The following is a 13,515-nucleotide window of genomic DNA, read 5'->3' on the forward strand; positions in this document are numbered from 1 at the left end:
CTTCGTCCATGCGCATTGTGAGCTGTGGCGAAGCAGTCGTCGATTTTCTGCCGGCCGATGCAAGCTGGTCGGCCCGCGCCGGCGGGTCGCCGTTCAATGTTGCGATCGGCCTGGCGCGGCTTGGCGTTGCGACCGGCTTTCTCGGACGTCTGTCGACTGATCTGTTCGGCGACAAGTTCGTCGCCCAACTCGAACGCGAACAGATCGCGACGTCGTTGGTGACGCGCAGCACCGACCCGTCGCTGCTGGCCTTCGTCGATCTGACGCAGACGACGCCGCGCTATGGATTTTACGGCAACGGCGCTGCGGATTTCGGCCTGACCGCCGCACCCGGCCTGCCCGACACAGTGCGCGCATTGCATGTCGGTTCGCTGGCCTGGGCGATGGGCAGCACCGCCGCGACGTTGGAAAGTCTGGTTGCGCGCGAATTCACGCGGCGCCTGATTTCGTTCGATCCCAATCCGCGCCCCTCGTTGCTGGGCGACGCAGCCGCGATCCGCGCCCGGTTTGATCGAAGCCTGGCGCGCGCGCACATCGTCAAACTGTCGGACGAAGATCTCGCCTTCCTGCTGCCCGGCCACACGCCCGACCAAGCGGCCGAGTTGTTCGTCGCGCGCGGCGTGCTGCTGGCGATCGTGACGCGCGGTACGCAGGACACGATCTGGCGCTGCGCCGGCGGCGGCGGCACGACACCGATCGTCGCGACCGCGGTGGCCGACACGATCGGCGCCGGCGATTCCTTTACCGCCGGCCTGCTGGCCGCGTTGTCGGCGCGCGATCTCGATTCGTCGACCTTGTTGCGCGCTGCACCGCGCGAGCTGCTTGCTGCCTGCATCGCCGAGGCGACGCGGTGCGCATCGATCACCTGCAGCCGGATCGGCGCCGATCCGCCGCATCGACGAGACCTGGCATGATCGAAGCGCTTGCCTGGATTGGACTGGTCGCCTTCGCGATTTCGGGCGCGACCGCGGCGGCGCAGGCGCGGCTCGACGTCGTCGGCTTCGCGCTGGTTGCGGTGGTGACCGGATTCGGCGGCGGCACGTTGCGCGATCTGGTGCTGGGCGTGCGGCCGGTAAATTGGGTCGAACATCCAGCCGGGCTTTGGCTGTGCGCGCTGACCGGCATCGTCTGTTTCATCTTCGAACGCGGCTTGCAGCATCGCCGGCTGAATCAGTTGCTGCCTTGGGCCGACGCGCTTGGGCTTGGCGCCTTTGCCGTGATCGGCACCGAGATCGCGCTGCGCACCGGCGCCGGTCCGTTCATTTCGATTTTGATGGGCGTCGCCACCGCAACGATCGGTGGCCTGGCGCGCGACGTGTTGTGCAACCAGGTGCCGATGGTGTTGCGCAAAGAAATCTACGCGCTGGCGGCGGCGCTGGGTGCGACGACCTTCGTCGTGATGCTGGAAGTCGGCATGCCGCAGGAAGTCGCGGCGATCATCGGTTTTGCCGCCGGCCTAACATTGCGCGCAGCCGCGATTGCGTTGCGCCTATCGCTACCGACCGCGCGGGCGCGCTAGCAGGCGGTGACGTTGGTCGCCAAACCGCCGAGCGACGTTTCCTTGTAGGCCTGCGCCATGTCGGCGCCGGTACGTTTCATGGTGCGGATCACGTCGTCGAGCGAGACGTGGTGCGTGCCGTCGCCTGACATCGCCAGCCGCGCTGCTTCGATCGCTTTCACTGCGCCAACCGCGTTGCGTTCGATGCACGGGATCTGCACCAGCGCCTTCACCGGATCGCAGGTGAGGCCCAGATTGTGCTCCATGCCGATCTCGGCTGCGTTTTCGATCTGCGCGTTGGTGCCGCCCAGCGCTGCGGTCAGTCCAGCAGCCGCCATCGAACAAGCGACGCCGACTTCACCCTGACATCCGACTTCGGCGCCCGAGATCGATGCGTTGCGCTTGTAGAGTCCGCCGATCGCACCCGCCGTCAGCAGAAAGCTGCGCACACCGGCCGGCGTGCCGCCCGCGAGTTTGACGTAGTAGGTCAGCACCGCAGGCACGATGCCCGCCGCGCCCATCGTCGGCGCAGTGACGACACGGCCGCCCGCTGCATTCTCTTCGTTGACCGCCAGCGCCCAGACATTGACCCAATCGAGCGCCGCCAGCGGATCGGCGGTAATACGGTCGCGGCAAATCTGCGCCAGGCGCGCTGCACGGCGCTTCACGCGCAAGCCGCCCGGCAATTCGCCGTCTTCGCGCATGCCGCGCGCAATCGTCGACTGCATCGCCGACCAGATCGCATCCAATCCCGCTTCGATCTGCGCGTCGTCGCGCGAAGCGCGTTCGTTCGCGTGCTGTAGATCGGCGATCGAGAAATTGTTGCGCGCGCATTGTTCGAGCAGTTCGGCCGCGCTGTTGAACGGATGGGGCACCGCGACTTCGCCGCTCGCCGGCGCGTTCAAGCGGGCCTCGTCTTCGTCGACCACGAACCCGCCACCGACCGAGTAGTAGATGCGGTTGTCGATCACCTCGCCCGATTCGTCATACGCCGCAAAGCGCACGCCGTTGGGGTGAAAGGTCGGCATGATCTCGCCGCGAAAATCCATGTCGCGCGTGGGATCGAACGCAATCACATGCGTGCCGCCGAGATTGAGTTTCTTGGTCGCACGGATCTCGGCCACGGTCGGCGCGATAATGTCCGGATCAATCGTGTCCGGCGATGCGCCGGCAAGGCCCAACAACACGGCGCGATCGGTGCCGTGACCGACGCCGGTCAACGCCAACGAGCCCATCAACTCGATCGTGATGCGGTGCACAAGATCGCGATTCAGCCGCTCGACGAAGCGTTTCGCGGCAAGCATCGGCCCAACCGTATGCGACGAAGACGGGCCGATTCCAGGTTTGAACAGATCGAAAACGGAGATGCTCATGCGGCTTCTTCTACACGCTTGAATGCGGCAGCCACATCGCTACCTTTTGCTGTGTAAGCGCAACCCACGAAAGGAGGTGATCCAATGTCGCATTCCCATAGGCGCGTCGGATCTTTGGCGGTCGAAACCCAAGTGGGGGTCGGTCTCCTGGCGTAGGTCGCGCCTCAGGAATCCGTATCTGGGCGGGGCCGGTCCTTTGTTGGATCGGCCCCGTTCGGTTTTACATCGCTAGTTCTTCCACAAACGTTCGGTGGCGATCGCGGCACCTTCGGCCAATGCCGCGAGCTTCGCGAAAGCGATGTCGGGATGCACCGTGCCGTAGCCCGCGAAGGTCGAGAATCCACAATCACTGCCGGCCAAAACGCGCTCGCGCCCGACGATGCCCGCGAACCGCACGATCCGTTCCGCGACCAACAGCGGATGTTCGATAAAGTTGGTGGTCGAATCGAGCACGCCCGGAATCAACACGACGTCGTCGGGTAGTTTGTAGCGCGTCCACACGTCCCATTCATGGGCGTGGCGCGGATTGGCGGCTTCGAACGACAGCGCGCCCGCTTTCAGTTTCAGCAGCACTGGCGCGATGCGCTCCAACGCGACGTCGCAATGATGCGGGCCTTCGTAATTGCCCCAGCAGGCATGCACGCGGATCTGCGCCTTCGGTATGTTTGCCAACGCCGCATTGAGAACCGCGACGTGCCGGTCGATGCGCGCCAGAAATTCGTCGTCGCTGCGATCCTTGAACATCATGTGGCGGCCCAGCGCCAAATCCGGACTGTCGATCTGCAGCACGAATCCGGCCGCGACGATGGCTTCGTATTCGGCGCGCATCGCGGTCGCCAGCGCGTCGAGATAGGAATCGTCGTCGGGATAAAAATCGTTGGGCTGGAACAGCGCGATGACGCCCGGCGCGGCCGCGTTCATGAACGCGCCGGGCGCAGGGGTTGCGCGCAATGCGGCGTGAAAATGTTTCAGATCGGCTTCGAGCGGCGCCATCGTCTTGACCGCAATCGGTCCGACGCAGCGCGGGCGCGTATGGGTCGGCGTGCCGCCGCCGGTGCGAACTGCGTGCGCAGCGAAGCCCGGGAATTGTTCGAGGTCGGCCGGAATGCGGCGCGGCGTGTCGCCGTCGAATCCGGTCAGGCGATGTTTGATATAGGCGGCGTAGCTGATCTTCGACATCTCACCGTCGCTGACGATGTCGATGCCGGCGTCGCGCTGGCGTCGCACGATGTCGGCGACGGCGCGACCGAAGACGTCATCGACCTGCGCTGGATCCAGCGGGTCGCCGCGTTCTTCGGCGAACAGCAACTCTGCCACGTCGACTGGACGTGGCAGGCTGCCAACATGCGTGGTGAGAATTCGGTCGCGGCTGATCTGCACGCAACCGAGTCTAGGACGACTTGCTGTCTTCTTCGACGTGTTCGTCCTGAGCTGGCGCCTGGCTCGGCGTCACGATCTTGCTCGGCACGTTGATCGGCACGACCGCGCCGAACACGTCCATTTGGCCGAGCCCGCCATACGATCCAAATCCACCCAGCGACATCGCCGCCTCCATCCAACGTTGACGGGGCATGGGCGGTGCAAGCCCGAGTCCAAGCGCCGGGCCGCAGAAAGGCTGGGATTCTTGCGGGCGCGACCCGGTCAGACCCGGGCCGCCCTGCAGAATCTTCCCGTCAGCCGGCTTCCTGGAGCAGCTCGGCGAACGACTTCTGCTCCTGCTTCGGCTTCTTGGTCATCGCTTCCTGGATCGACTTGCGGATGTCGTCTTCGATCGCCTGGCGCTCAGCCGGCGGCAGCGCTGCGAGGCTTTCTTCCGACAGGTTGTGCGCTTTCAAATAGGCTTCGCGCAGCCGTTCGATCGGCGACTTCTTCGACTCGCGCAGAAACTCGTCGATCACCGAATCCGACGACGTACCGCTCTGCGCATTGGGCTTGGCGGTGCTGGTGACCGTGGCGCCACCCCCGTTGCGGAAGAAGCTGTCGGTTGCGATCGACGACATAGCGGCCTCATTGGAAAATCTACTGCGCGCGGCAGTGCAAATTCCGTGCACAGTTTTCGTCGCGAAAAACTGGCGGAAAGCCTGTGATTCTTCGCGGCGCATCCCGGCGCTAGGCAGCAACGGGCATGCAGATTTTTCCGCTACAGCTTGCCGGCGGTGCGAGGGGCGTAGGAGACCGACACAAACGCCTTCTTCGCGCGCGGCACATCGGCGACATGCAGGCCGATCGCCGTGTCGTCTGCCTGCCAACTGACGTCGAGTTGTTGCGTGTAGCGCGTCGGCTTCGACGTCTTCTCACCGACCGGCTGTCCGTATTTCTGCGTCAGCGCCTCGCGCACCGACTTGTAGCAACCGGTTGCTTGTTTGCGGTCGCCCTCGGGCGTGTAGAGCGCGACCTTGGCCAGACCACCGCCACGCTGAAACCAGAAATTGACGCGATAGGAACAGCCGCTTGCGTCGTATTGCGGGATCATCAGGCTGGCGATCAGTTCGCCGTCGACATTGTCGCGATCGGTATTCGGAACCGCTGCGGGATATTTCGCGCGCACGTCGGCGGCGCTCATCCCCCAATTCGTATCCTGCCAGCCCGCCTGCGCGGCAACTGGGCCTAGAACAAGGCAGGCAGCAAACAGAATGGACGCGCGCATCGGTCGAATCTCCACATCGATCCGTTGCTCAACGCGTTATGTCCGCTGGAGTTCACGCAGCAACGACACGACGTCGATCTCTTCCGTCTGCGGCGCGGGCAAGTCAGAAAAGTCGCCTTCGTGCCCGTCAAAGAATACGCCGACCAGAATGTCGCGCACGCGTCCGTCCGGTTCGGCGAACGGCAAGCCGATCACGCTGCGTGCGATCGACCGCAACGGCCCGTACCCGACTGTGAAGCCAAGCGGCCGTCGTTCGCTGGCAACGAAGCCCAGCTGTTTGCACATGCGCGCGGCCTCGCCAGGGAAGCTTCGCTCATCAATCACGCGCCCAGTCAGGTCGCGTTTCGCCCAGCGCACGATGTCCGAACCGACGACGCGAAAGACGGGCGGCGCTGGATCGATCCGTAGCAACGCCAAGTTCGCGACCAGCCGGGGCGCATCCACCACAGGATCCAGCTTCGCGCGCGGCGGCACACGCGCGTCGCCGCGCAGCTGCAGCCAATAGCGCAGCAGCGCGCGCAAAGATTCGGTGGGCGGGGCTCGCGTCACGTTGGCCAAGCTTCCAGCCCGGCCCTGCAATCACCAAGGACAGAACGGGGATTTCAAGCGTCGGCGCTGTGAACGCGCCAAGCGCGGTCCGCCGTGACCCAGTGGTCGCAGCGAAAAGCCGTTATAAAACAAGGGGAAACGGCGCGTGGTGGGCGGTACAGGGATTGAACCTGTGACCCCTTCCATGTCAAGGAAGTGCTCTCCCGCTGAGCTAACCGCCCGAAACCTGTCGCGAGAAGGCCGGGTGGGTACCACGAGACCGGCCGCTGCCGCAAGGACGAGCCATTAAGCGGCTCGTAAGCCCCCGGCCGCGATCGTCGTTCTGTGTTGCGCGCCTCGATTCCCGATTTTGCTGGCCTGCCCGCTTTCCGCATTCATGCCGCGACGGCGCAGAGCGTGCCGATCGTACTGGCCTCGGCCCATTCGGGATCTGCGTACGGTCCGGCCTTTCTGAAATCTGCGCGCGTGCCGCTCGCAACCTTGCGACAGGCCGAAGATGCGTTCGTCGATCGCCTGTTCATGCCGGCTGCAACCGCGCTGGGTGCGCCGTTGCTGCGCGCAACATTTCCGCGCGCGATGGTCGACGCCAACCGCGAACCGTTCGAACTTGATCCAACCATGTTCGTCGAAGCGCTGCCGTCCTACGTCAACACCGACAGCGCGCGCGTCGCCGCCGGACTTGGCGTCGTGCCACGCATTGTCGGCGACGGCGAAGAAATCTATGGCGCACCGCTACATTTTGCCGAAGCGCTGGCGCGCATCGATCGCCTGTATCTGCCTTACCACGCTGCGTTGACGCGGCTGATCGAACGTACCGTGGCGCAGTTCGGCGTCTGTCTGTTGATTGATTGCCATTCGATGCCGAGCGTCGTTGCCGGCTTGCCGAATGACGAAAACGCGCTCGACTTCGTGCTCGGCGATTTGCACGGCGCAAGCTGCGATCCGCGCGTCAGCGAAACGGCGCTTACGACGTTGACGCGCGCCGGGTTGCGCGCTGCGCGCAACGCGCCCTATGCGGGCGGCTTCGTCACGCGGCACTACGGGCAACCTGCCAACGGCGTGCATGTGTTGCAGGTCGAGATTTCGCGCGCGCTGTACATGAACGAATCGACGCTCGAACCGAATGACGGGTTTGATTCGCTGACCGGCGACCTGATCGAACTCGTCGGCGCCTTGTCGCAGCTGCGGCTGCCGAAACCGGTCCGCCCTGCCCGCGTGCAGGTCCCCGGCGAAATTCCGGCCGCCTGGCCGGCCCAGGCCCGGTTCTAAGACCGCCCTCGCCTCTGCTATCCGATCCCTCCGCCCGGTGAATCAGCCGTGCGGGCAAAAAGAAAGGCCGCCGGCACGAGGCTGGCGGCCTGAATAGTTTAGGGAGGAAACGCCCAAGAAAGGCGTCGGATAGCCCGCGACCGCGATCGCGGCATATCCGAGAGAAAATCTACCGCAACTGCGAAGAAGCCGCAACCGAAGAAACCGGTAACATTGTCGCAAGTCATTGGTTTTGTTGGGTGCTTGCACCGTGAGCAAGTGCACATTCGACGTTCGGCGCGTTGCACAAAGGAGAGGCGATGACGGCTTTGTTGGGGGATATCGGCGCGACCAACGCCCGGTTCGCCCTGCTCCAAGACGGCGAGCTGGTGGATCCCCGGATCCTGCCCTGTGCCGACTATCCGACGCTGCAGGCGGCGATCGAGGCCTATTTGGGCGGCCGCAAAGCCGAGTCGGCAGCGCTGGCCATCGCCGCACCGATCACCGGTCGGCGCGTCGCCTTCACCAACCTGCCCTGGCAGTTCGATACCGACGAGCTGGCGGCGCAGTTCGGCTTCGCCCCCTGTCTGGTGCTGAACGATTTCGCCGCAGCCGCTTTGGCGATTCCGCGCCTGCAGCCAGCCGACCTGCACCAGATCGGAGGCACCCTGCCGGTGCCCGATGACGCGCCGCGCGCGATTCTTGGACCCGGCAGCGGGTTGGGCGTCGCCAGCCTGGTGCCGTTGCCGAACGGTCATTACCTGCCGCTGCCGGGTGAAGGCGGGCACGCCACCTTGGCCGCGACCGACGCGCGCGAAGCCGCGGTGATCGCCGAATTGTCGCGCCGCTTCGGCGGCCATGTTTCGGTCGAGCGTGTCTTGTCGGGACCGGGACTGGTCAATCTCTACGCCGCCCTGTCCGCGATCGAGCACGAGACCGCACACGACGCCGAATCCCTGCGTCTGGCACCAGCCGAAATCAGCGAGCGCGCCCGCGCCGGCGATGTGCGCGCCCAGGAGGCGGTACAGCTTCTGAGCGGCTGGCTTGGAACGGTGGCGGGAAATCTGGCGCTGACGGTCGGCGCCCGCGGTGGCGTCTATGTCGGCGGCGGAGTCGTCTCGCAACTCGGCACGCTATTCGACGAAGCCAGGTTTCGTGCCCGCTTCGAGGCCAAGGGACGGATGAAAACCTACCTCGCGCCGATTCCGATTTTTCTCGTTTCGAACCGGCTTTCGGCGTTTCTCGGCCTCGCCCAAGCGCTCGATCAGGCAATTCCGTAATTGGCTACGTTGAAAGCGCAGCAGCGAACCGGCATCGTCGCCGCCAACAGGGACCAACCAGGAGCGATTCCAATGAAGCTCGCAATCACGCTTGCCATCTCGGCCGGATTTGCGCTGGCCGCGACGGGCGCCGAAGCCGGCGCGCTGAAATGTGGCGGCAGTGAATGCAAAGCCTCGTACGCGGGTGCCGAATATTCATCGAGCAAGTGCCAAGCGCCGGCCGAACCGACTTTGTCGGTCGAGAAAGCCGAGGCGTACAACGAGTCGGTGAAAGCGGCTGAGGGCTACGTGAACAAGGTGAAGACCTACTACACGTGCCTGACCGACGAAGCGAACGCAGACCTGAAAGATGTTGGCGTCGCGGTACAGAACGCAGTGAAGAAGCTGCAGGACGCCGAGAAATCCAAGATCGACAAAATCCAGGTCACGTTGAAGAACGCGGCCGACAAGTTGAACGCACAGCAATCTGCACCGGCGCCGGCTGCTCCGCCGAAACGCTGACACCATGAAGCTGGAGGGGATTCGCGTACTCGACCTTTCGTTGTTCCTGCCCGGCCCGCATCTAACGATGATGATGGCGGACCATGGCGCCGAAGTTCTGAAGGTCGAGCCCTATCCCGCCGGCGAACCAGTGCGCGACATGCCGTATCGCAAGAACGGCTTCACCGTCTGGTTCCGCAACACGCATCGCGGCAAGAAAAGTCTGCGGCTGAATCTGAAAAGCCCGGAAGGGAAAGAGATTCTGCTGCAGCTTGCGCGCGACGCCGACGTGTTCGTCGAAGCGTTTCGTCCCGGCGTCGCCAAACGTCTGGGCATCGATTACGACGCGATCGCTGCCGTCAATCCGCGCATCGTCTACGCGTCGGTGTCGGCGTTCGGACAGACCGGCCGCTACGCCGACAAGCCGGCGCACGATCTCGCCGTGCAGGCGTTGAGCGGACTCGTCGCGTGCAATCTCGGCCATGACGGCAAGCCGACCAATCCGCATATGCCGGTTGCCGACATGGCTGCGTCGTTGATGGCGCTGTCGGGCATTCTGATGGCGCTGCTGCGCCGGGAGAAAACCGGCAAAGGTGATTTTCTCGACGTCGCGATGCTCGACGCGCAGATGGCGTGGACACCGAATTCGACCGGGCCGGTCTTTGCCGAACAGCGCGCACCGGTGGTCAAAGAAGAACGGTCGTGGGGCGGTTCGGCGATGTACCGGCTCTACGAAACCCAGGACGGAAAGTTCATCGCGCTGGGCGGAAGTGAGCATAAATTCGCCGAGAATTTGCTGCGCGCGTTGGACCGCGAAGATCTGTTTCCCTACGCGCATATCGTGCCCGGACCGGGACAGGATCCGCTCAAACGGTTCTATGAAGCGACGTTCCGCACTAAGCCACTGGCGTACTGGTTGGATTTCCTCGCCGGCGTCGATTGCTGCTGGGCGCCAGTACGCGATTTGAAAGAAGCGTTCGACGATCCGCATTTGCGCGAGCGCGGCATGTTGCTGACCGATGCGCAAGGCAACGACCATATCGGTGTGCCGATCATGTTCCGCAACGAACCGGGCAAGCCCGATTTTCAGGTGCCCGAACTGGGCGAGCACGCCGACGAAGTGTTGCAGCGTTTGGGCTACGACGCAGCCGCGATCGCAAAGCTGCGCACCGCCAACGTTATTTAGCGCGCCGCGCTTTCGCGGCCGCTGCAGGGCAGTGTTTCATCGTCGCCTGGACGATTTCCGCCAGCGTGATTTTCTCGAGCGCGGCATGTAACGCCGCTTCGGCGCGACCGATCGCGTCGGACAATACGTCGCCGATCGTGGAGCCGACCGGACAGTCGCCGTTGGTGTCGTCGTGCATGGCGATCAAACCGCCGGGCGGCTCGACCGCGCGATGCACCTGATCCAGCGTGATGCGCGATGCGTCGCGCGCCAGCCACGCACCGCCGCCATTGCCGGGACGGGTATCGACCAGACCGGCCTGGGCCAATGCCGCCAGCAGGCGCCGCACAATCACCGGGTTGGTGTTGATCGAGTCCGCCATTTCGGCCGACGTCATCGGTCCGTCATGCCCTTCGCGCGCACGGTGCGCGAGCACCGTCATCGCATGTACGGCCATGGAAAAGCGGCAACTCTCACGCATCTTCGATCCTCATCGGTATCTATATTGGTTACAGTCGGCCAGGGTCAACCAAGCGGCCGGTGGTTTGCGCGCGACTGGTCGCACGCTAGGATCGGGCGAACGACAAGAAGGAAGACCGGGATGGATACGACATCAGCCCAGGCAGCGATGCGATTGCTGCAGCGGCGCGTCTATCACAAAGGCGACGTGATCTTCCGCCAGGACGAACCCGGCGACCGCGCCTTTCTGGTGCAAGGCGGATCGGTCGAGATCCTGCGCGACGGCAAATTGCTGGGCGTCGTCGTTGCGGGCGGCATGTTCGGCGAAATGGCGCTGATCGATCGCGAGCCGCGGATGGCGATGGCGCGCGCGGCCGAAGAAACCGCCTGTCTCGTCATTCCGGAAGAAGTGTTCCGCGCCAAACTAAAAGGCGCCGACCCGTTCATCGTCGGGTTGCTGCGCATTCTTCTGACCACGATCCGCACCACGTCGGAAAAGCTGGCACATCAGAAATGACGCGTCGTTTCTGATGCGCCATCCTCGGGCTTGACCCAGGATCCACGCCATCTGCGCGTTAGCCGACCCGAATAGCTTTGATGCGATTCTTGTCGTCGACTTCGATCGTCAAACGATCGGCGCGGTAATCCATCGTGATCGCCTCGCCTGGCTTGGCGACGCGCAAAAACTTTCCCAGCACTTCCGGACACATCGCAGCGTCGCGCGGCGTCTGCGTGTCGGCCTTCGCTTCGCCGCTTGCCGCAACGCCAACCGCGCTTCCCGCCAGCAAGGCGATCGCTGTACGCCGTTCGAGATCAGCCATCGCGTTTGCACTCCATCGAATAGATGAAGCGGTCGCCCGCATGCAGACTATCGGACAATTCGACCAAGCGTCCGGTGCTGTCGAAATAGCGACGTTCGGTCCGCAAGGCCGGCACGTGCGGCCCGACATGCAGCTGCGCCGACTGTTCGCGCGTCAACGATACGGCCGATAGACGCTGCTCAACGCGCACGATGGTCAGGCCGTAGCGCTGTTCGATTAGTTCGTAGATCGCTTGCGTCGGTTCGTGCAGCACATGCTCGATCCCGTCGAAACGTCCGTCGAGATAGACATCGGTGAGACAGATAATGACGCCGGCTTCGGGGTCGGTGCGAATACCGCTCAGCTTGACCCATTCGTCACCCGCAGTTGCCTGCAGGCGTTCGGCAAGATCCGAATCAAGTTTGATTCGGTGAATGCGATCGGCGACCAGACGCGTCGCACGCGCATATTGCAGAAGCTCGCTGAGCGAACCGAGCGGTTGAATGAAATTGCGCGTCGGCGCTGCCGAAACGACCAGCGTTCCAGAGCCGCGCCGCCGCGTGACGAGGCCAGATTCGGCAAGCCAGCGTAGCGCTTCTCGCACCGTGTACCGGCTGACGTCAAAGCGCTCGCACAGTTCGATTTCGGTTGGCAGCAACTGGCCGACCGGCGGTTTCCCCTCCGCGATTTCATGCATCAGGCGCGCCGCGACCTGTTGGTATCGCGGTGCATCTGGATTGTCGGTAATCGCGCTCAAATTCTACTCCGCAGCCCCGCCCATGCGTCCGCTAGAGTCGCACGAAAAGATGGCGCTGCAATGGAAATCAATGCGTCGGCACGTGCATCGAGATCACAGCCACGCAAGTCGGCAATCCCGTGTTCGGTGACAACCAGATCAACATCGCCACGCGCCACCGACACCGGCGACTCGAGGCGAGGTACGATACGCGAAGTTTTTCCGTTCTGCGCCGTTGAAGCGAGGGTGACGATCCCGCGGCCATGCTTCGCCGCACGCGCGCCACGCAGGAAGTCGACCAGCCCGCCAGCACCGCTGACTTGGCGTCCACCAATGACTTCCGCGTTGCACTGTCCCATCAGGTCAATCTCGATGGTGGAGTTGATCGCGACCAAGCGGTCGAGGCGCGCCAGCGTGTCGAGTCCGTGTGTAACGTCGACGGCGGCAAAGCGTATCTGCTCGTCGCGGCCACAGCGATCGTAGAGAGCGGCCGAACCAAGAGCCAGCCCGGCCGTGACCGCGCCGCGAATGGGTGCGAGTGCGTCGCCCATCTCGAGCAATGAATCGCTAATCATACCGCCATGGACGCGCAGGTTCCGTTGCCCATCGAGCGCACGCAGGACAGCCGGCGGCGCTTTGCCGATGCCGAGCTGCAGCACGTCGCCGTCTTCGACGAGGCGCGCAACGTGGCGGCCGATCGCGTCGAATTCCTCGGTCCGGCCGCCGGCGTCATAGGTCAGCAGCGGCGCTTCTTCGTCGACGACATAGTCCAGCTCGTCCCAGCCGATCGTGGCTGCACCCTGCGTGCCCGGCATGGCGGGATTCACATGCGCGATGCGGCAACGCGCCTGCGACCAGACGAACGGCGTGAAATCTGCCGCTACGCCCAGGCTGCAGCGACCATTCGCGTCGGGCGGCGCGACATGCAGCAAGGCGACGTCAAAGCGCCAGGATTGCAGCAGCGGAAAAATACGCGTGTAGGGCAGCGGAAGAAATTCGGTGCGCCGCGCCTCGAAACTTTTGCGGCGCGCAGCATCGATGAAGAAGGCGCGCGCCCGCGCCGTCGGATGCAGATCGGCGTAGTCGAGCAGATTGACGCCGGGAATCCACACGCCCGCGAAACAGACGCCGGCCAATGCGTCGCCCGCATTACGCAGCGCGTCGATCCAAACTGGCGATTCACCCGCAGCGCCGGGTGCATAAACCAACGCAGCGCCGCGCAGCTTCGCGCCCAAATCGGCTGGTCGCATCGGAACCGGCATCGACAATCCTGTCTGTCT

17 protein-coding genes and 1 tRNA gene are annotated in these 13,515 nt (G+C 63.9%); 7 read left to right on the forward strand and 11 right to left on the reverse strand.

Going from position 1 to position 13,515, the window contains the following annotated elements; genetic code table 11:
- Nucleotides 1–8 precede the first annotated feature (8 nt).
- Entirely contained in the window at nt 9–914 is a 906-nt protein-coding gene (locus TMPK1_RS13770; RefSeq protein ID WP_420243592.1) for a carbohydrate kinase family protein, read from the forward strand.
- Nucleotides 911–1,519 carry a trimeric intracellular cation channel family protein gene (locus TMPK1_RS13775; RefSeq protein ID WP_420243593.1) on the forward strand — a complete coding sequence of 203 codons (609 nt, stop codon included), beginning with the start codon at nt 911–913 and terminating at the stop codon, nt 1,517–1,519. The genes TMPK1_RS13770 and TMPK1_RS13775 overlap by 4 nt, the downstream gene beginning before the upstream one ends.
- Here TMPK1_RS13775 and TMPK1_RS13780 read toward each other — a convergent pair.
- The 7 genes from TMPK1_RS13780 to TMPK1_RS13810 all read right to left on the reverse strand — a co-directional run bounded on the left by TMPK1_RS13780 (nt 1,516) and on the right by TMPK1_RS13810 (nt 6,288).
- Complete coding sequence (locus TMPK1_RS13780) at nt 1,516–2,871, reverse strand: L-serine ammonia-lyase (RefSeq protein WP_420243594.1); 1,356 nt, start codon at nt 2,869–2,871, stop codon at nt 1,516–1,518. The two genes, TMPK1_RS13775 and TMPK1_RS13780, sit on opposite strands and share 4 nt — an antisense overlap.
- A 228-nt stretch (nt 2,872–3,099) precedes the next feature.
- Entirely contained in the window at nt 3,100–4,251 is a 1,152-nt protein-coding gene (locus tag TMPK1_RS13785) for a cobalamin-independent methionine synthase II family protein (RefSeq protein WP_420243595.1), read from the reverse strand.
- 10 nt (nt 4,252–4,261) lie between these two features.
- The gene (locus TMPK1_RS13790) at nt 4,262–4,444 is read right to left on the reverse strand and encodes a hypothetical protein (protein WP_420243596.1); all 183 of its coding nucleotides are present in this window, start codon (nt 4,442–4,444) and stop codon (nt 4,262–4,264) included.
- 100 nt (nt 4,445–4,544) lie between these two features.
- Nucleotides 4,545–4,871, reverse strand: coding sequence for a hypothetical protein (locus TMPK1_RS13795; protein ID WP_420243597.1), 327 nt, complete (start codon nt 4,869–4,871; stop codon nt 4,545–4,547).
- 140 nt (nt 4,872–5,011) lie between these two features.
- Nucleotides 5,012–5,434 (reverse strand): hypothetical protein, encoded by a 423-nt coding sequence (locus TMPK1_RS13800; RefSeq protein WP_420243598.1) that lies wholly within the window; start codon nt 5,432–5,434, stop codon nt 5,012–5,014.
- 120 nt (nt 5,435–5,554) lie between these two features.
- Complete coding sequence (locus tag TMPK1_RS13805) at nt 5,555–6,067, reverse strand: PAS domain-containing protein (protein ID WP_420243599.1); 513 nt, start codon at nt 6,065–6,067, stop codon at nt 5,555–5,557.
- A gap of 146 nt (nt 6,068–6,213) precedes the next feature.
- Nucleotides 6,214–6,288 (reverse strand) — tRNA-Val (locus TMPK1_RS13810).
- A gap of 103 nt (nt 6,289–6,391) precedes the next feature.
- Between TMPK1_RS13810 and TMPK1_RS13815 the strand changes: the two genes are divergently transcribed.
- From TMPK1_RS13815 to TMPK1_RS13830, 4 genes are all read left to right on the forward strand, one after another.
- Nucleotides 6,392–7,336 (forward strand): N-formylglutamate amidohydrolase, encoded by a 945-nt coding sequence (locus tag TMPK1_RS13815; RefSeq protein WP_420243600.1) that lies wholly within the window; start codon nt 6,392–6,394, stop codon nt 7,334–7,336.
- 299 nt (nt 7,337–7,635) lie between these two features.
- Complete coding sequence (gene glk, locus TMPK1_RS13820) at nt 7,636–8,595, forward strand: glucokinase (protein WP_420243601.1); 960 nt, start codon at nt 7,636–7,638, stop codon at nt 8,593–8,595.
- 72 nt (nt 8,596–8,667) lie between these two features.
- Nucleotides 8,668–9,096 carry a hypothetical protein gene (locus TMPK1_RS13825; RefSeq protein WP_420243602.1) on the forward strand — a complete coding sequence of 143 codons (429 nt, stop codon included), beginning with the start codon at nt 8,668–8,670 and terminating at the stop codon, nt 9,094–9,096.
- Between the two features lie 4 nt (nt 9,097–9,100).
- Complete coding sequence (locus tag TMPK1_RS13830; protein ID WP_420243603.1) at nt 9,101–10,261, forward strand: CaiB/BaiF CoA transferase family protein; 1,161 nt, start codon at nt 9,101–9,103, stop codon at nt 10,259–10,261.
- On the opposite strand, the gene TMPK1_RS13835 is transcribed toward TMPK1_RS13830, so the two are convergent.
- Nucleotides 10,254–10,721, reverse strand: coding sequence for an Rrf2 family transcriptional regulator (locus TMPK1_RS13835; RefSeq protein WP_420243604.1), 468 nt, complete (start codon nt 10,719–10,721; stop codon nt 10,254–10,256). The two genes, TMPK1_RS13830 and TMPK1_RS13835, sit on opposite strands and share 8 nt — an antisense overlap.
- Before the next feature lie 120 nt (nt 10,722–10,841).
- Between TMPK1_RS13835 and TMPK1_RS13840 the strand changes: the two genes are divergently transcribed.
- Entirely contained in the window at nt 10,842–11,216 is a 375-nt protein-coding gene (locus tag TMPK1_RS13840; protein WP_420243605.1) for a cyclic nucleotide-binding domain-containing protein, read from the forward strand.
- Between the two features lie 58 nt (nt 11,217–11,274).
- Here TMPK1_RS13840 and TMPK1_RS13845 read toward each other — a convergent pair whose 3' ends face one another.
- Genes TMPK1_RS13845 through TMPK1_RS13855 form a run of 3 tightly spaced genes read right to left on the reverse strand, consistent with a single transcriptional unit; the run spans nt 11,275 to nt 13,497 of the window.
- The gene (locus TMPK1_RS13845) at nt 11,275–11,520 is read right to left on the reverse strand and encodes an I78 family peptidase inhibitor (protein ID WP_420243606.1); all 246 of its coding nucleotides are present in this window, start codon (nt 11,518–11,520) and stop codon (nt 11,275–11,277) included.
- Nucleotides 11,513–12,256 (reverse strand): GntR family transcriptional regulator, encoded by a 744-nt coding sequence (locus TMPK1_RS13850; protein WP_420243607.1) that lies wholly within the window; start codon nt 12,254–12,256, stop codon nt 11,513–11,515. The genes TMPK1_RS13845 and TMPK1_RS13850 overlap by 8 nt, the downstream gene beginning before the upstream one ends.
- A complete protein-coding gene (locus tag TMPK1_RS13855) occupies nt 12,253–13,497 on the reverse strand; it encodes an acetyl-CoA hydrolase/transferase family protein (RefSeq protein WP_420243608.1) in 1,245 nt (414 codons plus the stop codon). The genes TMPK1_RS13850 and TMPK1_RS13855 overlap by 4 nt, the downstream gene beginning before the upstream one ends.
- Nucleotides 13,498–13,515: the final 18 nt, after the last annotated feature.

The organism is Roseiterribacter gracilis (genome assembly GCA_018332375.1).
GTDB classification, from domain to species: Bacteria; Pseudomonadota; Alphaproteobacteria; order BOG-932; family Roseiterribacteraceae; genus Roseiterribacter; species Roseiterribacter gracilis.